Raw genomic sequence first — 22,556 nt, 5'->3', positions numbered from 1 at the left:
CAGCCGACGAAGCAATGACGATCTTTCTAATAAAACTTATTTTTTAAACACCAAATCTAATGCTTCAAAAATTGCCCTCTTCGCTTTCTCCAATTCGATCTTGGTATGTGCTGAAGATACGAAACCAACTTCATATCCCGATGGACCTAAATAAATTCCTCTGTTTAATAACTCACGGTGCATCACTTTGAATTTTTCCATGCTACTGGCGTCAATATCATCAGCCGATTGGATTTTATCTTTATCAGTAAAAGCAAACCAGAAGATAGAACCAATGGTAAATACTTTAAATTTATAATTACGTGCTGTTGCAAAACGTTGAATGCTCGCTACAAATTCCTGTGCCTTATTATTCAAATCTTTATAAAAACCGGATTTATTCAATTCGGTTAAAGTTGCAATACCTGCTGCCATGGCTACTGGATTTCCTGACAAGGTTCCGGCCTGGTACACCCCACCATCAGGAGAGATGTGTGCCATAATTTCAGCACGCGCACCGTACATGCCTACAGGTAAACCACCACCGATGATTTTTCCATAAGTAACAATATCTGGTGTGATACCATAGTGGGCAGCAGCACCTTCAAAACCAACCCTGAAGCCGGTAATTACTTCATCAAAAATTAAAAGTGAGCCATTATCCGTACAGATTTTACGCAAGAAATGAATATACTCTTCATCCTGCATAATTAAACCGTTGTTTGCAGGGATCCCTTCGATAATTACCGCAGCAATTTGATCTTTAAACTGGGCAAAAGCCTGTTCAATAGCTGTTTTATCATTTAAAGGTACCACGATGGTTTCTTCAGCAAAAGATTTTGGTACACCTGCAGAAGAGGTTTCACCAAAAGTAACCAAACCTGAACCGGCTTTTACCAAAAGTGAATCACTGTGACCATGGTAACAGCCTTCGAATTTTAAAATCTTATCGCGACTGGTAAACCCTCTTGCCAAACGTATTGCCGACATTACGGCTTCGGTACCTGAGCTAGTAAAACGGATTTTTTCTACAAAACGGTTGTTTTTGATAATCAGCTCTGCCAATTCATTTTCCAATGCAGTTGGTGCACCAAAGCTCATGCCGTTCTGCATTACTTCGGTTACTTTTTCGCGGATTTTAGGGTTGTTATGGCCTAAAATTAATGGTCCCCAGCTACCACAGAAATCGATAAACTGATTGCCATCTGCATCCCAGATATAACAGCCATCACCTTTTTCAATAAAAAGTGGTGTACCATAAACCGATTTAAAAGCCCTTACCGGAGAGTTTACTCCACCCGGAAAATAGGTTTTTGATTTTTCGTACAGTTCGGCAGATTTTACCCTTGAAATATCAGGTTTACTTCCAGTATTTACCGGAATATCGGCTTCGTTGCCTGAAAACATTTTTTTTAATGAATCTAACATCTTTTTAAGGTTGAAGGCTGAAAGGTAGAAGGTAGAAAGCTCTGGGCGTATAACCCATAACCAACAAACCATCAACTTTTCACCTCATTATATTTTGTAGGATTTAGAACGAATTGTTAAGGTATAGATTGTGGGCATTTAAACCCTCAACCTTAAAGCCTTCTACCTTCCACCTTAAATCCAGTCGTTATTTAAAATATCTTTAATATGGTAAGTGGTAATAATGCTAGCGCCTGCTCGGGCAAAGGCATGCATGGTTTCCATTACTATTTTTTGCTCATCTATCCAACCGCGTTCAGCAGCTGCTTTTACCATCGAGTATTCGCCGGATACATTGTAAACTGCAATTGGCAAATTGGTATCCTGTTTTAACCTTTGGATAATATCCAGGTAAGCTAATCCTGGTTTCACCATTAATACATCAGCACCTTCCTGTTCATCCAAAGCGGCTTCACGCAAAGCTTCTAATGGGTTTCTGAAATCCATCTGATAGGCTTTTCTATCGCCATTACTTGGTGCGCAATCTGCAGCCTCTCTAAAAGGCCCATAATAGGCAGAAGCAAATTTGGTAGCATGACTCATGATGGCCGCATTTACAAAACCATTTTCATCTAACAGGTTACGCATGGCTTCAATCCTTCCGTCCATCATATCAGATGGAGCAAACATATCAGCACCAGCTTCTGCATGTGTTAAAGCCATTTTAGCAATTACCTCAACCGTTTTATCGTTTTGTACATAATCGTTTTCTAAAATACCGCAATGGCCGTGAGTGGTATAAGAGCAAACGCAGACGTCAGTAATTACATATAAATTGTCGCCGAATTGTTTTTTTAACTCGCGCACCGCCGTCGGCACTAAAGAATGATCATGATAAGCAGATTTTGCATCTTCCGATTTTTCATCGCCGACACCAAAAAGCATAATTTTGTTAAGCCCTTTTTTCATTCCAGATTCCACATCTTTCACCAGGGTATCAACCGAATAATGGTTTACGCCTGGCATGGCATCAATGGCATGGGTAACGTTGCTGCCCGGTACTATAAAATAAGGGTACACAAACATATCTTTCGATAACCGGGTTTCGGCTACCATCTCTCTCACTAACGGATTTTTCCGTAATCTACGCGGACGATTTAACATTTTTTTAGTATCAAGTATTTAGTATCAAGATTTGAAGCATCGAGATTATAGTATCGAGTATCAAGACTTGAATATCTTCTATTTTTCCTTCGGGTTGATTACACAGCTTTTTGGATTTCACATTTAGTATCAAGATTTTAGTATCGAGTATCAAGGCAGGAGCATTTTTAACCCTAAATCTTCTACCTTTCTACCTTATTTCTATTCCAAACACCGCTTCTGCTAATCCAATTTCATCTGGCGAGTATGGCAAAGCATATTTCACACCCATTTCATCAAATTTCTTACCCGTAGAGTTTCCAATTGCAATTACCTGCTGACCTGGTTCTAATAAATTATCTGCGAAATATGCATCAACGTTTGATGGACTGGTAAAAATCAGCACATCGGCATAACTCTGATCGATATCTTCTTCTATTACGGTTTCGTAAATCGGCAGATCGATTATTTTAGCATCAGCTGGTAACGATTTTTGGATAGACTGCAAAGAATCCTGCGCCCTTGGGAACAATATCTGCTGACCGCTAACCAATTGTGCAAAATCTTCAGCTACTTCGGTAATGTCACCACTTGCACCAACGAAATCGGCAAAATGGCCAAATTTACGCAAGGCATCTTCTGATCCTCTTCCCACTACACCAAATTTTGTTTTCTTTGGCAATAACGGTTTCAAATTGAAAAAATATTCTACACTATTACGGCTACTGAAGAAAATCCAATCTACATGTCTTAAAATAAACTGGTCTAATACCGTTACTATTGGAAACGTACGGATTAATGATCGTCCTTCTATTTCTATATTATTATTTTCTAAAGCCCTACGGAAATAACTATGTTCGCCAATTTCGCGGGAGATGAAAACCTTTGCCGGCTTTTTCCTATCTGTACTAAACTTGGCTACAATTTTTTCTGCTAAACCTTCTGTAGTGTCAGCACGTAAAAACAAACGTTCAGGAAAATCATCAGCAGTTTCTGCCTTTGAAGTCCAGATTTCGAATTTTCCGTTTTCTTTCTGGCAATAACAGCCTAAAGGCATGTGGCAACCACCTTCGAAAAGGTTTAACACTTTACGTTCTACATTTACGGTTTCGGCGGTTTCAGGGTCGTGCAGTTTTTGAAGCGCCTCAAAAAGTTCGGTATCACTTTCTCTGATCTGAATGGCCAATGCGCCTTGCGCAGGCGCAGGGATAAACTCAGTAGTTTCGAGTTCCTCCACATGTAAATCGCTAACATCAAGATTTAAGCGTTTAACACCGGCTTTAGCAATTAAAATGGCATCATAATCCTCATCACGGAGTTTCTGAATCCGCGTAGGTACATTTCCACGTAAATCTTCTACTTCCAAATCAGGACGCAAACCCAATAACTGCGCTTTACGACGGTTAGATGAAGTACCCACCATGGCACCCTTTTTTAGCGAAAGTTTTTGCGAAACATCAACACAATCTTTTAAAATCAAAAGATATTCGCTGGCTTCTTCGCGCGGTGGCAGAGCAGCAATGGTTAATCCTTCAGGATGTGTGGTTGGCAAATCTTTAAGGCAATGAACAGCCAAATCGATTGTTCCACCCAAAAGCTCTTCTTCCAGTTCTTTGGTAAAAAAGCCTTTGCCTTCCAGTTTGTCCAATCTCAAATTCAGGATTTTATCACCCTGTGTTTTAATGATTTTTATTTCTGCTTCAATTCCGATGGCCGCCAATTCATCTTTTATATGATTTGCTTGCCATAATGCCAGGTCGCTACCGCGTGTTCCGATGGTTAATTTCTTCACTATAAAGGTTAAATGAGTTGCAAATTTAATTTAATTAGTGGTTTATACCATGAATTGTTTAAAAATGAGACAGTGAGGTTACAGAAGGGATAATTTAAAGGATTTCTGTGACATTAGGAGATTGGTAATGTAACTTTTTGTCATTCTGAGCGCAGCGAAGAATCTGCAACCCATAGGCATTGTTTTTAAACTCAACAGAAACAGGATCCGAATTAATTATCATAAGCTTTATAGAATTGAACCATATAAGAAATGTAAGGCCATTTAAGCTCAGAAGCATGAAAGATACTGAAACAGGTTCAGGATGAAGGTAAGCGAGTGTAAGACTCCGAATTACAATTGGTATTAAAAATTCCTTTCGAGAAATAAAAGATTCTTCACTGCGTTCAGAATGACAGAAAAAAAGGAATATGAAATTAAGCTTTGCGTTCTTTGCAGTTAAACCTTAAGATTGATTAACCAGGATTTCTTTAGCCATTACCATGGGTACGCTGATGTATTTTTTCTCCATGTAATTCATTACACGTTCTAAAACTTCGCGTGATGCTTCATCCATCTGACTAATTTCATCGGCAAATACACCATTGATGGCTGTATTTTTGATTTCTTTAATCTTTCTTGGCACTTCCTGCATCGCCAGTTCGATACGGCGTTGTTTTAAAACAGAGAAAAATTCGGTAATGTTATTGCTGATAATTTCTTCGGCATGTACCAGTTCGTTATAACGCTCCTGGATATTTTTTCGTGCCACTTCTTTTAGTGATTCTACCTCGATATAATGAACCAGGTTATTGTGGATCACCGCAGGAGTAACATCGTTTGGAATAGCCAAATCAACAATTACTTTTTTACCAGTTTCGCCATTAAGCAACTTGGCATAAAGTTCTTCGGTAATAATGGCTTCAGTAGAACCCGTACAAGTAATAATTACATCAAACCCCTCATTAAAATCTTCAAGTGCAGCTAAAGGATAAGCTTTTCCATTTAACTCTTCAGCCAAAGTTTCGGCTTTGGAAAGTGTACGGTTGAAAATCGAAAAGTTGGAGTATTTATGTTTGTTAAGGTATTTTGCAATATTCTGGTTGGTTTCGCCGGCACCGATAATCAAGATACGTGAGTTGCCACACATATTTAACTCTTTCAGTTTGCGGTAAGCCAATGAAACAACAGAAACCGGATTTTTTGAAATATTGGTATGGGTATAAACTTCTTTTGCTGTTTTAACCACCCGTTCCATAATCATCCGCATGTAATCGCCGGTAAATCCGGCATCGCGGCAATTCTCGTAAGCCCTGCGGATCTGGGCAAGAATTTCTTTTTCGCCAACCACCAAACTCTCTAAAGAGCACGATGTTCTTAATAAATGGTTAAAAGCTTCTTCATTTTCGTAAACAGAAACACTATCAAGAAAACGCTCCATAAACTCAGGAGGCAGTCCCATATCCAAAACAGTAAGAAATCTGGTTACAAATTCTTTGTCGGTTTTCTCTTTGGTAAGGAAAACAAACTCTACACGGTTACAGGTTCCGATATAGAAAATTTCGCTAACGGGAAGTTCAGACTGAACATTTTTCAACCTGCTATCTAGACTTTGATCACAAATAACTAATTTCCCTAAAGATTTCAGGTCGATGTGGTGATGCGTAAAAGCTATTACTTTTAAATATTCCAAGTGCTTCCGTTATTAACTATTATCGGGATACAAAAGTAACATGGTGAAGGCATGTCACTGTCATTAACCTGTAATTTACATCAATTTAGAACGGTTTTAAATAGCAACCCTCTAAAATTAAACCATATATCGATCATGATAAACAGACCAACCTATAAAATTTTTCTCTGGGTTTATGCCCTTTTCTACATTCTGGCCGGATGTAACCACTTTTTATCCACTGCAGTATATTACGGAATTATGCCCAAATGGTTGCCTGCACCTGGCTTTTTAATTTACTTCTCCGGGGTATTGGAAATCGTTTTTGGGTTTTTATTGCTGTTTAAAAAGACAAGAAAGCTTGCTGCGATACTGATTATCCTGATGTTGATTGCCTTTATGCCCGCTCACATCTACATGATTCAGAAAGCGCCGTTTATGTTGGGCAAAATAATGGTTACGCCTCTAATTGCGTGGCTGAGGTTACCATTTCAGGTATTGTTTATGGGTTGGGCATGGTATTATTACAGAAAACCAGCTTGATTTTTTTTGAAAAGCAAAACCTGCATTTCATTTCAGTGTTAGTCCCGCTATTCGTTACAATCTTTTTTTAACTTCTGTCATTCTGAGGAACGAAGAACCTGTTTCATCGGTTGCAGATGCTTCGTACCTCAGCATGACGGCATATTCAGGGTAGCTGCATCAAAAAGTATTTTCACGCCTATCGGGTCTAGAGAACATTGTCCTCTGGTTGTATGAACGTTTTTTTAAAAGCAACGTCATTTCGACCGCAGTGGAGAAATCTATAATTTATAATTACTGTAAAACTAGATTTCTCCATTTCGTTGCACTACAGTCTAAATGACGATCTCTCTTAAAAACACACAACAAAATTAGATTTCGTAGGTTTATATTCTATACCAATTCCTTTAAATTATGATTACACAAAGCAATTTTAGCCTTAGCGGTTCAGACGGAAAATTAATTATCGGCGATATCACTTTTGAGGAAAAAAATCCAAATACGCCAATTATACTTTTTGTACATGGCTTTAAAGGCTTTAAAGATTGGGGTGCCCATAATTTAGTGGCCAGGTATTTTGCCAGCAATGGTTACCGTTACGTTAAGTTTAATCTATCGCATAGCGGTGTTCCGGTTGATGACCCGAAAGATGTTACCGATATGGACGCTTTTGCCAGCAACACCGTCTCAAAAGAACTTTTTGACGTAAATGCGGTACTCGATTTTATTGAAAAAGCTTATGGTAAAGACACAAAGGTGAACCTGATAGGCCATAGTCGTGGCGGTGGATTATCAATTATCGAAGCGGCAAACGATTTAAGGATCAACAAACTGATTACCTGGAGTGCCATTGCCGATTTTAACAGCCTGTGGAAAAAAGAACAGGAGGCAGAGTGGAAAAAAACCGGAAAAATCTTTGTTACCAATGCCCGTACCAAGGAGCAGATGCCCTTAAACGTAACTTTATTGGAAGATCTGGAAGAAAATGCCGCAACATTGAATATTACAGACGCGGCAAAACGTGTAAATATACCCTGGTTAATTATCCATGGTGATGATGATGTAAATGTTCCTTTCGAAACCGCTCAGACCTTGGCAGAAGCCAACCCAGGCAGCAGGTTGGTTAAAATTGAAGGCGCCAACCATGTGTATGGAGCAACACAGCCTTATACCAGCGAAACATTGCCACCACTTTTGTTTAAGGTTTGCGAAAAATGTCTGGTTTTCTTAAACGAAGGCTAAAGCAAGTTATATTTGGTTATGATTAAGCTCAAAAACCTCGCGATACTTTCAATTGCCTCCTCTATTTTTCTCCTGAACTGTTCGCAAAACCAGGAGAAAAATAAGGTTGCTGCAGATACTATAACAAAAAAAGAAACTATTGTAAAAGCGGTATCAGTTGAAAAACCAATAGAACAAAAAGTTGAAGAAGACACTTTAGGAAATTTTGCGGATTACTATGTGGCCGTACTCGACACCAATACGAATTACAATCAAATTCATGCAAAAATGTTTACTGCCAGTGAGGCTTTAAACATCACGATTGATACTTTAGGGCGCTACTACAATAAAAAGAAAGATGAAATTATCCTCCCAGAGGATGATGAAGATGAAATATATGCCGGAGAATATTTCCCAAGAAGAAATGCGGAAGAAAATTTAAGTTTAGAATATTTAAACGTGTACAAACCAGATGCAAAAGCCAAAATGATTGCGCTCGTGGCTGGAATTTATGCAGATAAGGATTCGGCGGCAATTGCACTAAAAAGGCTAAAAGCCATTGATTCTAAATCCTTTGTGCTTAAATCGAAAATTTATATTGGCTGTATGCATTAATTCGGTTTGAGAATAAAATATCTCTAAGAAAAGAATAAATGATTTACTTAGCGATCCGCCACTTGATTTTATTTCAGGGTCTACTCAGCTGGAAAAATGCTGAACTGAATTCAGCATGACGATCTCATGAGGCAAAGGAATTAAAAAATCAAGCTTGATAAATAAATATTGACTTATAAAAACCTTGTGAACTAATCATCCCCTCTCCTTACAAAATTTCGCATATCGCTACCGCTAGGACTTTGGAAAATTTCCAGATCAAAGTAAGGTACCGCAGCCAAGAGGTGATCGAAAATATCTGCAGCCACTTCTTCAAAACGTTTTAAACCTTTTTCTTTCGAGAATACATAAATTTCAATGGGCAATCCGTTTTCTGTGGCCTGTAGCTGGCGCACCATAAAGGTGAGTTCCTTATTGATATGTGGATTGCTTTCGAGGTATTTTTCGGCATAAACCCTAAAAGTACCAATGTTGGTCATGTGGCAGCCGTTAACCAGATTGTTCGGATTTACGGTATTTTCAGCATTATAGCGTTCAATAAAAGTTTGGGTTTCTTTGAGGTAATCTTTCAAAAAATCGATGCTCTGTAACCTCCCGATCAATTCCTCATCACAAAATTTAATACTCGAAATTTTAATATTAATGTGACGTTTAATCCTCCGACCCTCACTTTCTTCCATAGCCCGCCAGTTTTTAAACGACTCGCTCACGATGGCGTAACTCGGTACAATGGTTACCGTTTTATCCCAGTTACGTACTTTAATAGTGGTTAAATTAATTTCGGTTACTTCGCCATCGGCACCATATTTTTCTACTGTAATCCAATCGCCTACCCTCACCAGATCGATAGCACTCATCTGTACAGAAGCCACAAAACCCAAAATCGGATCTCTGAAAACCAATATAAAAACAGCGGTAACGGCACCGAAACCACCAAATACATATAAGGGTGATTCACCTAAAATAATGGATAGAATCAACACGAAACCAACAATGTAAAATACAATTTTGGCTACCTGTTTATAACTCCTGATGGGTTTATCGGCATATTTCTTTGATGATTCCATAATGGATACCAAAGCGTTCAAAAATGCATTTACGGCAAACATTACTGCCAAAACCATGTAGATTTTAGCAAAAATTAGGGCATAGAAATGCCAGTTTTTAAAATAGATAAAAAGATAGGGAACTACGTTATAAATAATATAGGCACCAAATATTAGCGCAAATGCCCTGAAAACCCTAAACTCGAATAATGCTTTTTGCCAATCGGATTTGGTTTTAGCACTTTTTACCACAACGATAAAAACTTGCCTGGTTACAAAAATGGTGATAAATAAAAATAAGATAACACCAGCCAAGCCAATAAAAAAATAAGAATATATGAGTTCACTGCCGGCAAGACCTTTACCAGCCAGCCAGTTTCTAAGTTGGTCAAATATGAGTTGAAACTCCGGGATTTTCATCAAGGCAATTTAGGTTTTATTAGTCAGAAAAGTAAATCGTGTTCCATTCTTTGTCGCGCTAAAATATCATTAACCACAGATAAAAAGGATGCACACAGATAAAATCCGTTTTTATTTAAGTCCTCGGTCTGTGTCCTCACAGACAGAAATAAAAATAACTTATTTTATTTAAAAGTGGTTTGTGGGGACACAAACCATGGCTCGCATTATTAACGATTAAACCTTTTCTACCCAATTCCCATCACCTTTGATGATATCAATCAGTTCATCCAAAGCATAAGCGGTAGTTACATTTTTCTTTACCACTTCTTTACCGCGGTATAGGGTAATTTTATCAGGTCCGGTACCCACATAGCCGTAATCGGCATCAGCCATTTCGCCCGGACCGTTAACAATACAGCCCATGATACCAATTTTGATACCTTTTAAATGATCGGTACGCGAACGGATTAGCTGAGTAGTTTCCTGCAAGTCAAAAAGGGTACGACCACAGCTTGGGCACGAGATGTATTCTGTTTTACTGATCCTTGTTCGGGTAGCCTGCAAAATCCCAAAACTGGTTGAATTGATCAACGAAAGGTTTTGTCCTTCTGCATCAATCCAAACACCATCTCCAAAACCATCGGTAAATAAAGCACCAATATCAGTTGCGGCGTAAAGCATTAAATGATCAGCATCGGCATCCTGATAAGTCCTTTTTACAATTACCGGAATCTGAATATTTTGTTCTTGTAATGCAATAAAAAAAGCTCTTTGCTCAGCCATTCCATGCGATGCAGAAGTTTTTAAAATCAGAACAACATTAGGTTGAAATGTTGGAATGTTGGAATGTTGGAATGTTCCCGCATCAACCTCAACAAAATTTAACAAATCATCTTTATGATCAGCTTTGATAAATTCTTCTAAAGAGAATAGCGGATGACAGTTGTTTTTATCCTGAAGTTTTAGCCATGTTTGATAATTATAAACCTGTTTTAAATTTCCCGGGAAAGAGAAAGATGGCAAGTTATCTCCCAAATAAGCCAAATCGCATGCCTGATCAGCCAGATTATATTTATCTAAACCTGCGCTATAGTTATAACCAACGGAACTTAAAAAGTAAGGATCTTTTAAATTTTCTTTTGAAACATCAATCATTACTACCGGATGGTGGTGCCCGCCAATATGTTGTACAGGTGTGGTGATGCGGCGGTTGTACTCGTAAGGAGAGTAAGTTGGGCGTGGAGCGTGGAGCGTGGGGCGTAGAGTAATTGACTCCGGACTTCCGATTTCCGACTTCGGACTCCTTAAAGCATAGCGGTCTGCCAAAGCCTTTGCTACCGGTGCTTCAAATTCGGGATCTTCGGTTAGTGAAACACGAATGGTATCGCCCAATCCATCTTCCAGCAAAGTACCAATACCAACGGCTGATTTAATACGGCCATCTTCGCCATCGCCAGCTTCGGTAACACCCAAATGCAAAGGATAATTCATCCCTTCTTTAGCCATGGTTTCTACCAGCAAACGGTAAGCCTGAACCATTACCTGGGTATTACTCGCTTTCATCGAGATTACCAGGTTATAATAATTCTGGTCTTCGCACATACGAATAAATTCCATTGCCGATTCTACCATTCCACGAGGGGTATCGCCGTAATGGCTCATAATCCGGTCGGAAAGTGAACCGTGGTTGGTACCGATGCGCATCGCAGTGCCATACTCTTTACAGATTTTTACCAGGGGAATAAACTTTTTGTAAATCCGGCTTAGCTCTGCATTATAGGCATCCTGGGTATATTCTATATTTTCGAATTTCTTTTTATCAGCGTAATTACCGGGGTTAACACGCACTTTTTCTACAATCCTTGCAGCCATTTCAGCTGCATTTGGTGTAAAATGGATGTCGGCAATTAATGGAACATGATAACCGCGAAAACGCAGTTCTTTTTTAATATTGGCCAGGTTTTCTGCTTCTTTAATGCTCGGCGCGGTTATACGCACGTATTCGCAGCCCGATTCTACCATACGGATCGTTTGCTCTACGGTACCCAAAGTATCCATGGTATCAGTAGTCGTCATCGATTGGATACGGATCGGGTTATGACCGCCCAGTGCGATATCACCAATGTTCACCTCGCGGGTTAAATACCTAGAATAAGCCGTTAAACTGTTGCAATATCCGCCAGCCAGATCATGTTTTGCCAATATATTTTCCATCTGTTTGCAAAGATAAGGATTGTTGGAATTTTTGATGTTGTAATGTTGTAATTAAATCAGTTGATTTATAAAGGAATAATTTATTTTTTTTGGAAACGGAAGGCAGTAATACTTGGGAAATCCAGTCCCGCTTTACGCTTTACTCCGTTGCACTTCGTGTTCGCTCCAATCGGGTTTATTTTTTAATGTTGGGTGGGTTTGGCATCATTGCACCGGCCCAGGTTTAATAAACGGGATGGAAGCGGCATCCTTTTGGCTGTCAGCCTGAGCGTAGTCGAAGGGCAGCCAAAGATATAGCGAACAGCCCGGATAACGAAAATAGTTGTAATATCCCTGCTTTTCTAACCTTAAATTAACCTGTCTTTTATCACCAGCGTATTGGCAGCAATATCATGCCAGCACTGGTTTTTCTTGTTCAAAAAACTATACAGATAGCCAAAAAAAACAGGAATTACCGATAATATTTTAGAAAAATTCCTAACTAGGGAAATACCGAAAGAAACCCGGCTGCCTTCTAAATCGGTTACTTTAATATTAAGCAGTTTTTTACCAATGGTAGCCTGATTTTTAGATGCTTCGGCAATACTGCCATAAATGAGTTTAATGATAAATATGGAAGGAAAGGGAACCAAAAAGGCCATAATCCGCTGGTCTTTCCCTTCGATAAAAATATAACTGGTTAAAATAATGATGGTGTAAAATCCGAAAATGATGAAATGATCGATTACCGTCGCCAGCAAACGCTGATCGAAAGCGGCAAAATATTGTGGCGCGGTTTTTTGATAACTAAAACCCAAAAGCTCACGCAATTCGGGAATTGCGTGAGCTTCTTTATAATCGTCCATACCGGGTTTGCGGACAAAAGTATTTGCCGAGATATTTAAATCTTTTAATTCTGCTAAACTGTACGGACCTTGTGGCTTACCATTAATTACTACTGTGTATTGATCAGGATTCATTAGATAGGATCAGGATTGTTTGGATTTTAAGATTGCAGGATCAGCGTTCTATAAAGATTTCAGTGAGCGAAGTCTAGCCTTAAACCCTCTACCTTCAAACCCACAACCTCCCTAGTACCTGCTTACTTCAAAGTTACTCAATCCGCCGTCTAAACTGATAAAGATTTTTTTGGTCGAGGTTTTATAATTAGAAGTTTCGTAAACGCCATCGCTCAATTTCTCAAATCCGTCGAAATCTTTTGCAGATAAACCTGTTTTGGTTTTAATCCTGCAGCCCGAATTGGTAGGCACTTTGATTTTAACATCAGCCACCCCTGATTTTACCACCACATCGGTAATCGGCAATAAATCACCCATTTTAATGTCTAAAGCAGCGGCACCGCCATCAAAACGGAAAGTACGTACTTTATAAGGAGAAAAATCGAAATTAGCTTCGCCTGCACCAAGTTTCATCAGTACATCCCACGTAGCAGCTTTATTTAACTTAAAATTTACATCGTTACCATTATCACCAAAATTCCATTTGCTTTTTCTGTCTTCCATAGCAAAAGTTAGTACTGTTGCAGAATCGGTAACCAGTTTTTTCAATGAGAAATTACCATGTCTTTTTCTGATATCAGCATCAATAAGCGAAGCTGTTTCGCCATCGAGATTAAACGAAATGCCACCGCCAGAAATATTCAACACCGTTTTTTTGGTATTATCGGCTGTTACAAAAGGCTCTGATAGGTTTAACTGATTGTATGAAGAATCTTTGTCATCATCATCGCTGTCGTTATCATTGTCGCCATCATTATGATCAATATTAACGTCTATATCTTTTTTAAAATTTCGTCCCCACCAGCTACCGTGTTCTGGTTCTTGTTGGCCTTTGTAAAAAAGAAAGGATAAGGCCACAACCAAAACACCAATGGAGATGATGCTTCCGGTTTGCGAATTGTTTCTGTTAAACAGGATATTTAAACCTGCAATAATTAAAAATACTGGCCAAAAGCTCCAAACGTTGCGCCAATAAAAATTGATTACGCCAAAATTTTCGAGTAGAAGTACACCGCCGATAAAAAGCAGGATGATACCCCAAATTAATCTATCTAGTTTCATTTTATTTATACTTGAGGGTTAGCGGATGTTGATTGATCATCTTTATTCACTGGGGTTACAGGCTCATTTTCTACAACAGCTTCAGTAAAATCTGCATTTTTTTGCTGTTCTGCCTCTTGCTGGTTATTAAATGCTGCCCAGTCGTTTTTTCTTTTTGATTTAGCAATAATACTCACACCCAATGCTATAAATATTAAAGGCCACATGTACCTGAATAAATTGCGGATGCTAAACCAATCAGGTATAAAATCCATTTCGCGCATCAGGAAAAAACATCCAATCACTAAAAGTAATAAGCCGCCTATGGTACGACCAGTATCATTCGGTTTATTGAATTTGCTAAAATCGGGCTGCGTTTCGAAGGGTGTTTTCTGTGTCCCATCAACTGGCTGTGTCCAGTTCGTGTTGCCAGCGCCTGCGGCACCAGAAAATGGATCAGGATTTGCAAATGGGTTTGCATTCGGATTATTCTTATTAAAATAATCGTTAAATTTTGAGAATTTTGCTGCCGGATCATTATTAACCGGTACAATAATCCACATGATAATATAGGCTATTAAGCCACCTCCAGCCATAAATATGGCCGATAATGCAAACAATAATCTAATTATGGTAACCTCTACCTGCATGTAATCCGCAAGTCCCGAAGCTACACCGGCAATCATCTTATCGTGTTCGTTTCTAAAAAGCTTCTTTTCCATAACGTTGTTCATTTTGTGTTTAAAAATCGAGCGGGGTAATTAAAACCTCATCTACGTTTACACCTTTACTTAAGTTTAAAATGGTGAATAAAGTTTCGGCAATATCTTCAGGCTGTACAAATTTTTCATCAGGAATTGTTGTTCCTTCCCATGATGAGGTTTTGGTAGAACCTGGTAAAAACGCTGTAACTTTAACGTTGTGAGGGGCTAACTCTTGCCGCAATACATGATTAAGACTTAACATCGCTGCTTTTGTTACACTATAACTTCCACCATTTTTCACGGGTGCTTTACTGGCCACCGAACAAATGTTGAATATATGGCCCTGCCTAGCTGAACGCATTTTTTTTCCAAAAAACTTACTGGTATAATAACTGGCATTGAGGTTTAAATGCTGTTGTTTTTCGAAGGTTTCATCAGCCTCATCGAGCAAACTGCCAGGCAAAAAGATGCCCACATTATTTACTAAAACCGTTACACCATTAAAATTGATATTAGCTGAGTTTAAAAAAGCATAAACTTCTTCTTTAACCGAAAAATCTGCCGAGTGTGTAAAAACCACATTCCCGTAAGGTGTTAATTCATCTTTTAATGTTTTTAGATCGCCCTCTCCCCTCGCTACTAAAATTAAATCGTATCCATTTTGTGCCAATTTTAGCGATATAGCCCTTCCAATTCCTTTAGTTGCCCCTGTTATTACAGCTTTCATGTTTTGTGGTTTAATTTTTGTTGACAAAAAACCATATTTATATTCAAAACCACGAATATTTTTGCAATTAGCAAAGAGCGACAACTTTTTTATCGTTTCTTTGTAGTAGTATAAGAATGATCATTTAAATTAAGCAAATACATACGGAATGAATTTTACCAATTTCGGCAGATACATCCTGCTACTCAAGTCTGTATTCAGAAGGCCGGAAAAACTGAAAATATACCTTAAAGAAATCGCCAAACAAATGGATTATGTGGGCGTTGGCTCTTTAGGGCTAATTGCCATTATTTCTACCTTTATTGGTGCGGTAATGACTTTACAAATTGCTTTCCAGCTGGTTAGCGATTTTATACCTAAAACAATTATTGGTTCTGTAAACCGCGACTCGAGTATTTTAGAGTTAAGCCCAACCATTAGTGCAATTGTACTGGCAGGAAAAATTGGTTCGGCCATTTCATCAGAAATAGGATCGATGCGTGTTACTGAGCAGATTGATGCCTTAGAAATTATGGGTATTAATGCCCCGGGGTATTTAATTCTGCCTAAAATCATTTCTGGCATCACCATGGTACCGATGCTGGTAATTATATCAATGTTTTTAAGTATTACCGGTGGATACATTGGTGGTTCAATTTCAGGTGCGGTTACACCAGCAGAATACATCCAGGGTATTACAACTGATTTTAATCCTTATACCATTGTGGTTGCTTTAGTAAAAGCATTCGTGTTTGGTTTTATCATCACATCAGTTCCGGCATACGAGGGTTTTTATGTTCGTGGCGGTGCTTTAGAAGTTTCGCAAGCCAGTACCAGGGCAGTTGTAATTAGCTGTATCTCTATTCTTGTTTGCGATTATTTAGTTACTCAACTTTTATTGTAATGATTGAAATTAAAGATATTTATAAATCATTCTCTGGAAACGACGTACTGAAAGGCATTTCCGGAAAGTTTGAAGAAGGTGTAACCAATTTAATTATTGGTGGTTCAGGTTCTGGGAAAACAACCTTATTGAAATGTATGGTGGGTTTGCATCAGCCAGATTCGGGTTCTGTATTGTACGATGGCCGCGATTTTACCCCAATGACTTACGAACAACGCATAGAAGTGCGTAAGGAAATTGGCATGCTTTTTCAGGGATCGGCTCTGTTTGATAGTATGACCGTTGAAGAAAACATCATGTTTCCTTTAAATATGTTTACTGATCAAAGCAGAAAAGAAAAACTGGAAAGAGTTGATTTTTGTTTGGAACGTGTTAACCTTGCTGGTAAAAACAAGTTATTCCCAGCTGAACTATCGGGTGGCATGAAAAAACGTGTGGGTATTGCCCGCGCCATTTCTATGAACCCTAAGTACTTGTTCTGTGATGAGCCCAACTCTGGTTTAGATCCAAAAACTTCAATCGTTATTGATGAGCTGATCCAGGAAATTACAGAAGAGTATAAAACCACCACCATTGTTGTAACGCATGATATGAACTCGGTGATGGGTATTGGTGATTATATTCTGTTCCTGCACGAAGGAAAAAAATTCTGGGAAGGCAGCAATAAAGAAATTGCACACACTGATATTAAAGAATTGAACGATTTCGTATTCGCCAGCCGCTTCATGAAAGCCGCAAAAGATAAGTTTTAAGAAAATTCTTATATTTGTTTATTATGACTGCGGCCACAAAAAATATCATTCACAAATTGGAAACCTTACCCGAAAGCATGGTAAACGAGGTAGAAGATTTTATTGATTTTTTAAAAGCTAAACATTCGAAGAGTTTTCCAAAGTCGAAAAGCGAAGAGTCGAACATTGTTGAAGAACCAAAAAGTTTATATGGCGCTGCAAAAGGCTTATTTATCATCCCTAAAGATTTTAACGAACCATTAAATGATTTAAAAGAATATATGTAATGCGTCTTTTACTTGATACGCATATCTTCATCTCTTTAATTAATGAAGATAATGGACTCAACCAATCAATAATAAACGGCTTAGAAGATTCGAAAAATGATAAGTTTATAAGCATTGCCAGTATATGGGAAATCATTATTAAGCTCAACATAGGAAAGCTGATTGTTACCAGAAACCTGGAAAAGATGTATGGAGCAATAAACCTCTTTAATATATCTGTTTTAAATATACAGAAACACCACCTAGACAAATACTTAACTTTACCGTTAATCCATAGAGATCCTTTTGACAGATTGATTATTCTCAGGCATTAGGTGATAAGCTAACTTTGATAACTGATGATCAATACATTATAAATTACCCAAATTTAAAGTTATTTTAATACATGATACAATTACTTGCCCCCACCCATTGGAAAGATTATGAACTGATAGATTGCGGGGATTTTGAAAAATTAGAACGTTTTGGAAGTGTAACCCTTATCCGTCCTGAGCCACAGGCTGTATGGAAAAAAACATATTCAGAACAAGATTGGAAAAAAACGGCCAACATTACTTTCAGGGGGCGTTCAGCTACTTCTGGCGAATGGGTAAAGAAAAATCAATCTATTCCTGATCGCTGGCATGTAGAATATAAAAACGATGAAGTAGCCATTAAACTCCGTTTAGGTTTAACTTCTTTTAAGCATGTGGGTGTATTCCCAGAGCAGGCCGTAAACTGGGATTTTATCTCTTCTTCGATCAAAAAATTTAAAACGCCGCAGCCTAAGGTTTTAAACCTTTTTGCCTATACCGGAGCTGCGTCTTTAATTGCCAATGCGGCTGGTGCAGAAACTACCCACGTTGATTCTATTAAACAAGTGGTTACCTGGGCAAACGAAAATCAGGAACTTTCTGGGTTAAAAGATACCCGCTGGATGGTTGAAGATGCTTTAAAGTTTGTAAAGAAAGAACTGAAAAGAGGCAAAAAGTACAATGGTATCATTTTAGATCCGCCAGCATATGGACATGGCCCTAATGGCGAAAAATGGAAACTGGAGGATCATATCCAGGAAATGATGCAGGATGTTGTACAGTTATTGGATGAAAAGGAACATTTCCTGATCTTAAATACCTACTCACTTGGTTTTTCTTCAGTAATTGTCGAAAATTTAATCCGCACTTCATTTCCGGCGGTTAAAAACCTCGAAACCGGTGAGCTTTTTTTACAGGCTACTTCTGGTATTAAATTACCATTAGGTGTTTTTGGTAAATTCTGCAATGTGTAAATGTTAATTACTTTATTTTAAACTACCAGATTTCCACCCTACTTTCATCCAAAACAGAATCGGAAAAAGTCTAAATTTTAATCATCTAATAAATCTATGAAATTCCCTCAATTAGCAGGCACCCTAATACTTGGTTTTGCCGCAATCAGCTTGTTCGCCAACTGTAATTCAGACGGTAAAGGCGGCAGCGGTGTTGGTAAAATCTTCTCATCTGATACGACTAAAAAGAAAACCGACTCAACAGCAAACGTAATGAAACCTGTTGATCCGAAACTTTATGATTCGTTGGTAAAAAAACTAGCCAACGGAGATACAACCGGAAAATGGCCGGTAAAAAAACAGCCATATCCTTTAGCAGGAGCCATTCTGCCGTTTAAACGCATTGTGGTTTATTATGGAAACCTGCATTCAAAAAAAATGGGTGCATTGGGCGAATATGCACCTAAAGAAATGTGGCAACGCCTGAATGCCGAAGTTAAGCATTGGGAAAAAGCAGATCCTACCACGCCGGTACAACCAGGCTTGCACTATATTGCAGCTGTAGCAAGCGGAACACCAGGAAAAGATGGAAAATACATTAACAGAATGGGCAACAAACAGATCGATTCTGTGTTAACAATTGCTAAAATGCAACCAAATACAATTGTATTTTTAGATCTTCAGGTAGCTTTAAGTACTATTAAAGCAGAATTGCCTCATATTGAAAAATATCTTGAGTTACCTTATGTACATTTAGGCATTGATCCTGAATTTTCAATGAAAGATGGTTCTTTACCAGGAAAAAGAATCGGCACATATGATGCTGCCGATGTGAATTATGTAACTCAATACCTTGCTGACATAGTTAAGAAACATAACCTGCCTCCAAAAGTATTTGTATTACACCGTTTCACTAAAAAAATGGTAACCAATTCTGCAAGCATTAAACTTCGTCCGGAAGTACAGGTAGTAGTGCACATGGATGGATGGGGCGAACCTGAATTGAAAAAAGGAACCTACCGCCATTTTGTACAGGGAGAGCCGGTTCAGTTTACAGGTTTTAAACTTTTTTACAAAAACGATCTTAAAAAAGATCCTAAACGCCTAATGACACCAGAAGAACTTTTAAAGCTTACCCCAAAACCGATATATATCCAATATCAATAATATAACAAACGCCTCCCGATATAAAATCGGGAGGCGTTTTATTTTAGATATATTTTTAAACAGAAAACATTTATAGTTTGCACTATACTGTATAAATACTATATTGATCCCCTGTAAGTCAAACATTTACAACTTAAAGGAATAATTAGTCGTTAATCCAAACTTTCAATATCAAAAAACAGTTTTTTTTGATAGATTAAAAAAGTTGGAATAGTTTTTATATAAGTAGGATATGCAAACAGCAACATTTGGCGGAGGCTGCTTTTGGTGCACCGAAGCCGTATTTCAGACGTTAAATGGCGTAAGTCAGGTAACATCGGGCTATATGGGAGGAGAATTAAAACACCCAACTTATATGGAGGTATGTAATGGAGATACCGGTCATGCCGAAGTAGTTCAGATCACCTATGATGAGGATGTGATACCCTTCAATACGCTTTTACTCGTATTCTTTAAAACCCACAACCCAACTACCTTAAACAGGCAGGGAAATGATATTGGGACACAATACCGTTCGGTAATTTTTTACGAAAATGAAGACCAGCAAAAACTGGCTAAGCAAATGATTACTGACCTTACGCGTGAGCAAGTGTTCGATAAAACAATTGTTACTGAAATTGCCCCTGCAACAGAGTTTTATGAGGCTGAAGATTACCACCAGAACTATTTTAGCGACAACCAGGGCAAACCCTACTGTGCTTTTGTGATTCAGCCGAAACTAAACAAATTTGCCAAAGATTTTCAAGATAAGATCAGGCCTGAACTTCTGGAATAATTAAACTTCGAAGGTAAGCAAGGCGTGCTGGCTGGCAGTGTGGATATCGCGCCAGACACGGTTAATTTCTGACTTTTTTTTTGCCGCTTCTAAACCACAGTAAGGAAATAATCTGGCTGCCGTTCTCCAACAGGCATGTGCCAGTTTACGGCTAATCGAACTTACTTCTGCCAATGTATCTTCCTCAATTTTATTGTTATTAATCAGCTGATCCCAGGATGCATCAAAAGAGTTATAGAATTTTGACCGGAGATTTTGGATTTCTGCTTTACAGGCATTAAGTTCATCTGTGAAAAACAAAACCTGTTCATCGCTATATCTTTTTAAACCCGTGCGTACATAAAAAGCATCTTCAACCAATTTAATAAAATGATTGGCCATCCCTAAACTATTTACAGTTAAGGTAGTTTCTGCAAGCTGTAAAAAAGGATAATCGAATCCCGAATCGGCCACTTCGATGTACTGGTTGATTTTAAAGGTGCGGTTTTCGGGAACATTTAAGTTTTTCACCTCAAATGCATGGCTTCCGGTTGCAATCAAACCAAAATAAGACCAACCGGGCAGAATATTTACTTCTTCTTTTTTAAGAATAAACGACCTGATTTCAGCCGCTCCATTTTCATCCAGGATGTCTTCGCCGTTTTCATTTTTAAGTGTACAATTTGCTGTAAATATGGTTGCATGTAAAGCACCACTGGCATAATTCCATTTACCGTTTAACAGGTATCCTGTTTTGGTTTTAATAGCCACTCCACCAACAGCCCCGCTCCCTGCGAAACAAACTTCGCGATCGGCGAAGATTTCTGTAGCCAACTCAGGATTTAAGAAACCTGCAAACCAACCTGCACCGGCACATAAGGTAACTGTCCAGCCCAAACTCCCATCAGCTTCTGCCAGCTCTTCTTCCAACCTTAAAATTTCAGGGAGTTTTTTGCCTGGCCCACCATAAACCTCGGGCACAAAAAGTTTAAACCAGTTTTCCTGATATGCAAGTTCTAAAATTTCGGGGTGAAGTTTCCCGATTTCTTCCGAAAGTGCCGCATAGGTTTTTACTTTTTCCTGCCAGGTGATGGTTAATGTATCTTGCATGTAGATATTTTTTGTTGTTATGATTGAGCCAATTTAAACCTGTTTTTATTGATAATTTTCTTCCAATCGAAAAATCCAAAAATGGCAACGATAAATAAAAATGAGGTTAAACAAGCCATAAGCGGAAGTTTTTTATGGAAAAGCAAGGGAATGGCCACGATGTTAGAAATATTGAGAAATATCCAGTTTTCTATTTTCCGTTTGGCCAATAGCCACATCCCTGCCCAGGCAGTAGCAGAAACAAATGCATCGAATAAAGGCACATCCGAATCGGTGTAATGCTTTAATATAAGGTAAAGCACACCAAAACCAATAACTGAAATTAAAACAGCAATGGTTAATTCATTATTGCTTGACCATGATACCTGGCTTTCTCCATCCTGTTTTCTTTTTTTCCAGATTACCCAACCATAAACACTCATTACCAAATAATAAATACTTAACAATGTTTCTGCGTATAATTTTACGTTCAGCAATAAAAACATCGATAGCAGAATCGAAATAATGCCCGTTGGGTAAAGCCAGATGCTATTTTTCTTGGCCAATAACACTTCTGCAACCCCAAAGCCAACGGCGAACCATTCAATTAAAGAAGTGTGTATAATCTGCTCTTGAAAAAGCCTGAACCAATCCTGAAAATCCATTTACGATAAAAATTTGAAATCTGTTTTCAGGGCGAAACAGCATGGTAATTTAACCTCTTCCTACGACGGCATTATCCGTATCAGGTTCATTTAAGGTGGAGGGTTGGATGGTTAAGAGGTGGAGGGGAAACCTTCAACCTTTAAGCCTTCTACCTTTCGCCTTAAAATGGGTATAATCTCAGCAAATTGATGGCAACAGAAATTGCGGAATCAAAAAGCACCCCTTTGAGCACTACAAATATAGGCTTTTTTAATTTAAGGGTATTTTAAAG

22 protein-coding genes and 1 riboswitch are annotated in these 22,556 nt (G+C 38.4%); of the genes, 10 read left to right on the top strand and 12 right to left on the bottom strand.

Annotation, left to right across the window (positions count from 1 at the left end; translation table 11 throughout):
• Positions 1-36 precede the first annotated feature (36 nt).
• From hemL to hemA, 4 genes are all read right to left on the bottom strand, one after another.
• A complete protein-coding gene (gene hemL, locus U859_RS0124870; RefSeq protein WP_025145967.1) occupies positions 37-1,407 on the bottom strand; it encodes a glutamate-1-semialdehyde 2,1-aminomutase in 1,371 nt (456 codons plus the stop codon).
• A gap of 174 nt (positions 1,408-1,581) precedes the next feature.
• A complete protein-coding gene (gene hemB, locus U859_RS0124865) occupies positions 1,582-2,550 on the bottom strand; it encodes a porphobilinogen synthase (RefSeq protein ID WP_025145966.1) in 969 nt (322 codons plus the stop codon).
• 190 nt (positions 2,551-2,740) lie between these two features.
• The gene (gene hemC, locus U859_RS0124860; protein WP_205314440.1) at positions 2,741-4,321 is read right to left on the bottom strand and encodes a hydroxymethylbilane synthase; all 1,581 of its coding nucleotides are present in this window, start codon (positions 4,319-4,321) and stop codon (positions 2,741-2,743) included.
• 445 nt (positions 4,322-4,766) lie between these two features.
• Positions 4,767-5,993, bottom strand: coding sequence for a glutamyl-tRNA reductase (gene hemA, locus U859_RS0124855; protein ID WP_025145964.1), 1,227 nt, complete (start codon positions 5,991-5,993; stop codon positions 4,767-4,769).
• Between the two features lie 135 nt (positions 5,994-6,128).
• On the opposite strand from hemA, the gene U859_RS0124850 reads away from it, so the two are divergent.
• The 3 genes from U859_RS0124850 to U859_RS0124840 all read left to right on the top strand — a co-directional run bounded on the left by U859_RS0124850 (position 6,129) and on the right by U859_RS0124840 (position 8,330).
• Complete coding sequence (locus tag U859_RS0124850; RefSeq protein WP_025145963.1) at positions 6,129-6,515, top strand: MauE/DoxX family redox-associated membrane protein; 387 nt, start codon at positions 6,129-6,131, stop codon at positions 6,513-6,515.
• A gap of 393 nt (positions 6,516-6,908) precedes the next feature.
• A complete protein-coding gene (locus U859_RS0124845; protein ID WP_025145962.1) occupies positions 6,909-7,736 on the top strand; it encodes an alpha/beta hydrolase family protein in 828 nt (275 codons plus the stop codon).
• 18 nt (positions 7,737-7,754) lie between these two features.
• On the top strand, positions 7,755-8,330 hold the full coding sequence (locus U859_RS0124840) for a hypothetical protein (protein WP_025145961.1): 576 nt from the start codon (positions 7,755-7,757) through the stop codon (positions 8,328-8,330).
• Positions 8,331-8,521: 191 nt separating this feature from the next.
• Here U859_RS0124840 and U859_RS0124835 read toward each other — a convergent pair whose 3' ends face one another.
• From U859_RS0124835 to U859_RS0124810, 6 genes are all read right to left on the bottom strand, one after another.
• A complete protein-coding gene (locus tag U859_RS0124835; RefSeq protein WP_025145960.1) occupies positions 8,522-9,796 on the bottom strand; it encodes a mechanosensitive ion channel family protein in 1,275 nt (424 codons plus the stop codon).
• A 216-nt stretch (positions 9,797-10,012) separates the two neighbouring features.
• Positions 10,013-11,992: a (E)-4-hydroxy-3-methylbut-2-enyl-diphosphate synthase gene (gene ispG, locus U859_RS0124830; RefSeq protein ID WP_025145959.1), complete on the bottom strand. Its 1,980-nt coding sequence runs from the start codon at positions 11,990-11,992 to the stop codon at positions 10,013-10,015.
• A 347-nt stretch (positions 11,993-12,339) separates the two neighbouring features.
• A complete protein-coding gene (locus U859_RS0124825; protein WP_025145958.1) occupies positions 12,340-12,951 on the bottom strand; it encodes an RDD family protein in 612 nt (203 codons plus the stop codon).
• Between the two features lie 111 nt (positions 12,952-13,062).
• A complete protein-coding gene (locus U859_RS0124820) occupies positions 13,063-14,052 on the bottom strand; it encodes a LiaF transmembrane domain-containing protein (RefSeq protein WP_025145957.1) in 990 nt (329 codons plus the stop codon).
• Between the two features lie 5 nt (positions 14,053-14,057).
• On the bottom strand, positions 14,058-14,753 hold the full coding sequence (locus U859_RS30650; protein ID WP_025145956.1) for a PspC domain-containing protein: 696 nt from the start codon (positions 14,751-14,753) through the stop codon (positions 14,058-14,060).
• A 19-nt stretch (positions 14,754-14,772) separates the two neighbouring features.
• Complete coding sequence (locus tag U859_RS0124810) at positions 14,773-15,462, bottom strand: SDR family oxidoreductase (RefSeq protein ID WP_025145955.1); 690 nt, start codon at positions 15,460-15,462, stop codon at positions 14,773-14,775.
• Between the two features lie 148 nt (positions 15,463-15,610).
• Between U859_RS0124810 and U859_RS0124805 the strand changes: the two genes are divergently transcribed.
• The 7 genes from U859_RS0124805 (at position 15,611) to msrA (ending at position 20,551) form a co-directional block, all read left to right on the top strand.
• Complete coding sequence (locus U859_RS0124805; protein ID WP_025145954.1) at positions 15,611-16,345, top strand: MlaE family ABC transporter permease; 735 nt, start codon at positions 15,611-15,613, stop codon at positions 16,343-16,345.
• Entirely contained in the window at positions 16,345-17,097 is a 753-nt protein-coding gene (locus U859_RS0124800) for an ABC transporter ATP-binding protein (RefSeq protein ID WP_025145953.1), read from the top strand. The genes U859_RS0124805 and U859_RS0124800 overlap by 1 nt, the downstream gene beginning before the upstream one ends.
• A gap of 23 nt (positions 17,098-17,120) precedes the next feature.
• A complete protein-coding gene (locus tag U859_RS0124795; RefSeq protein ID WP_025145952.1) occupies positions 17,121-17,363 on the top strand; it encodes a DUF2281 domain-containing protein in 243 nt (80 codons plus the stop codon).
• Positions 17,363-17,677 carry a type II toxin-antitoxin system VapC family toxin gene (locus U859_RS32725; protein ID WP_051584770.1) on the top strand — a complete coding sequence of 105 codons (315 nt, stop codon included), beginning with the start codon at positions 17,363-17,365 and terminating at the stop codon, positions 17,675-17,677. Before U859_RS0124795 ends, U859_RS32725 begins: the two co-directional genes overlap by 1 nt.
• 71 nt (positions 17,678-17,748) lie before the next feature.
• Positions 17,749-18,630 carry a class I SAM-dependent methyltransferase gene (locus U859_RS0124785; RefSeq protein ID WP_025145951.1) on the top strand — a complete coding sequence of 294 codons (882 nt, stop codon included), beginning with the start codon at positions 17,749-17,751 and terminating at the stop codon, positions 18,628-18,630.
• A 96-nt stretch (positions 18,631-18,726) separates the two neighbouring features.
• The gene (locus tag U859_RS0124780) at positions 18,727-19,776 is read left to right on the top strand and encodes a hypothetical protein (protein ID WP_025145950.1); all 1,050 of its coding nucleotides are present in this window, start codon (positions 18,727-18,729) and stop codon (positions 19,774-19,776) included.
• A 232-nt stretch (positions 19,777-20,008) separates the two neighbouring features.
• The gene (gene msrA / locus U859_RS0124775; RefSeq protein WP_025145949.1) at positions 20,009-20,551 is read left to right on the top strand and encodes a peptide-methionine (S)-S-oxide reductase MsrA; all 543 of its coding nucleotides are present in this window, start codon (positions 20,009-20,011) and stop codon (positions 20,549-20,551) included.
• Here the strand turns inward: msrA and U859_RS0124770 are convergent, their stop codons facing one another.
• A complete protein-coding gene (locus tag U859_RS0124770; protein ID WP_025145948.1) occupies positions 20,552-21,640 on the bottom strand; it encodes an acyl-CoA dehydrogenase family protein in 1,089 nt (362 codons plus the stop codon).
• A 17-nt stretch (positions 21,641-21,657) separates the two neighbouring features.
• Complete coding sequence (gene pnuC / locus U859_RS0124765; protein WP_025145947.1) at positions 21,658-22,284, bottom strand: nicotinamide riboside transporter PnuC; 627 nt, start codon at positions 22,282-22,284, stop codon at positions 21,658-21,660.
• A 40-nt stretch (positions 22,285-22,324) separates the two neighbouring features.
• Positions 22,325-22,409, bottom strand: a riboswitch (TPP riboswitch).
• Between the last annotated feature and the right edge of the window lie 147 nt (positions 22,410-22,556).

This window comes from Pedobacter jeongneungensis, from assembly GCF_000633455.1.
GTDB classification, from domain to species: domain Bacteria; phylum Bacteroidota; class Bacteroidia; order Sphingobacteriales; family Sphingobacteriaceae; genus Pedobacter; species Pedobacter jeongneungensis_A.
Note: the sequence above shows the minus strand (reverse complement) of the source record. Positions and strands in the feature narration are given on the sequence as shown.

Bases quoted from the DNA above. Each gene is read 5' to 3' on its own strand.
- hemL (WP_025145967.1), bottom strand. From the start codon at position 1,407: ATGTTAGATTCATTAAAAAAAATGTTTTCAGGCAACGAAGCCGATATT.
- hemB (WP_025145966.1), bottom strand. From the start codon at position 2,550: ATGTTAAATCGTCCGCGTAGATTACGGAAAAATCCGTTAGTGAGAGAG.
- U859_RS0124850 (WP_025145963.1), top strand. From the start codon at position 6,129: ATGATAAACAGACCAACCTATAAAATTTTTCTCTGGGTTTATGCCCTT.
- U859_RS0124845 (WP_025145962.1), top strand. From the start codon at position 6,909: ATGATTACACAAAGCAATTTTAGCCTTAGCGGTTCAGACGGAAAATTA.
- U859_RS0124840 (WP_025145961.1), top strand. From the start codon at position 7,755: ATGATTAAGCTCAAAAACCTCGCGATACTTTCAATTGCCTCCTCTATT.
- U859_RS0124835 (WP_025145960.1), bottom strand. From the start codon at position 9,796: ATGAAAATCCCGGAGTTTCAACTCATATTTGACCAACTTAGAAACTGG.
- ispG (WP_025145959.1), bottom strand. From the start codon at position 11,992: ATGGAAAATATATTGGCAAAACATGATCTGGCTGGCGGATATTGCAAC.
- U859_RS0124825 (WP_025145958.1), bottom strand. From the start codon at position 12,951: ATGAATCCTGATCAATACACAGTAGTAATTAATGGTAAGCCACAAGGT.
- U859_RS0124820 (WP_025145957.1), bottom strand. From the start codon at position 14,052: ATGAAACTAGATAGATTAATTTGGGGTATCATCCTGCTTTTTATCGGC.
- U859_RS30650 (WP_025145956.1), bottom strand. From the start codon at position 14,753: ATGGAAAAGAAGCTTTTTAGAAACGAACACGATAAGATGATTGCCGGT.
- U859_RS0124810 (WP_025145955.1), bottom strand. From the start codon at position 15,462: ATGAAAGCTGTAATAACAGGGGCAACTAAAGGAATTGGAAGGGCTATA.
- U859_RS0124805 (WP_025145954.1), top strand. From the start codon at position 15,611: ATGAATTTTACCAATTTCGGCAGATACATCCTGCTACTCAAGTCTGTA.
- U859_RS0124800 (WP_025145953.1), top strand. From the start codon at position 16,345: ATGATTGAAATTAAAGATATTTATAAATCATTCTCTGGAAACGACGTA.
- U859_RS0124795 (WP_025145952.1), top strand. From the start codon at position 17,121: ATGACTGCGGCCACAAAAAATATCATTCACAAATTGGAAACCTTACCC.
- U859_RS32725 (WP_051584770.1), top strand. From the start codon at position 17,363: ATGCGTCTTTTACTTGATACGCATATCTTCATCTCTTTAATTAATGAA.
- U859_RS0124785 (WP_025145951.1), top strand. From the start codon at position 17,749: ATGATACAATTACTTGCCCCCACCCATTGGAAAGATTATGAACTGATA.
- U859_RS0124780 (WP_025145950.1), top strand. From the start codon at position 18,727: ATGAAATTCCCTCAATTAGCAGGCACCCTAATACTTGGTTTTGCCGCA.
- msrA (WP_025145949.1), top strand. From the start codon at position 20,009: ATGCAAACAGCAACATTTGGCGGAGGCTGCTTTTGGTGCACCGAAGCC.
- U859_RS0124770 (WP_025145948.1), bottom strand. From the start codon at position 21,640: ATGCAAGATACATTAACCATCACCTGGCAGGAAAAAGTAAAAACCTAT.
- pnuC (WP_025145947.1), bottom strand. From the start codon at position 22,284: ATGGATTTTCAGGATTGGTTCAGGCTTTTTCAAGAGCAGATTATACAC.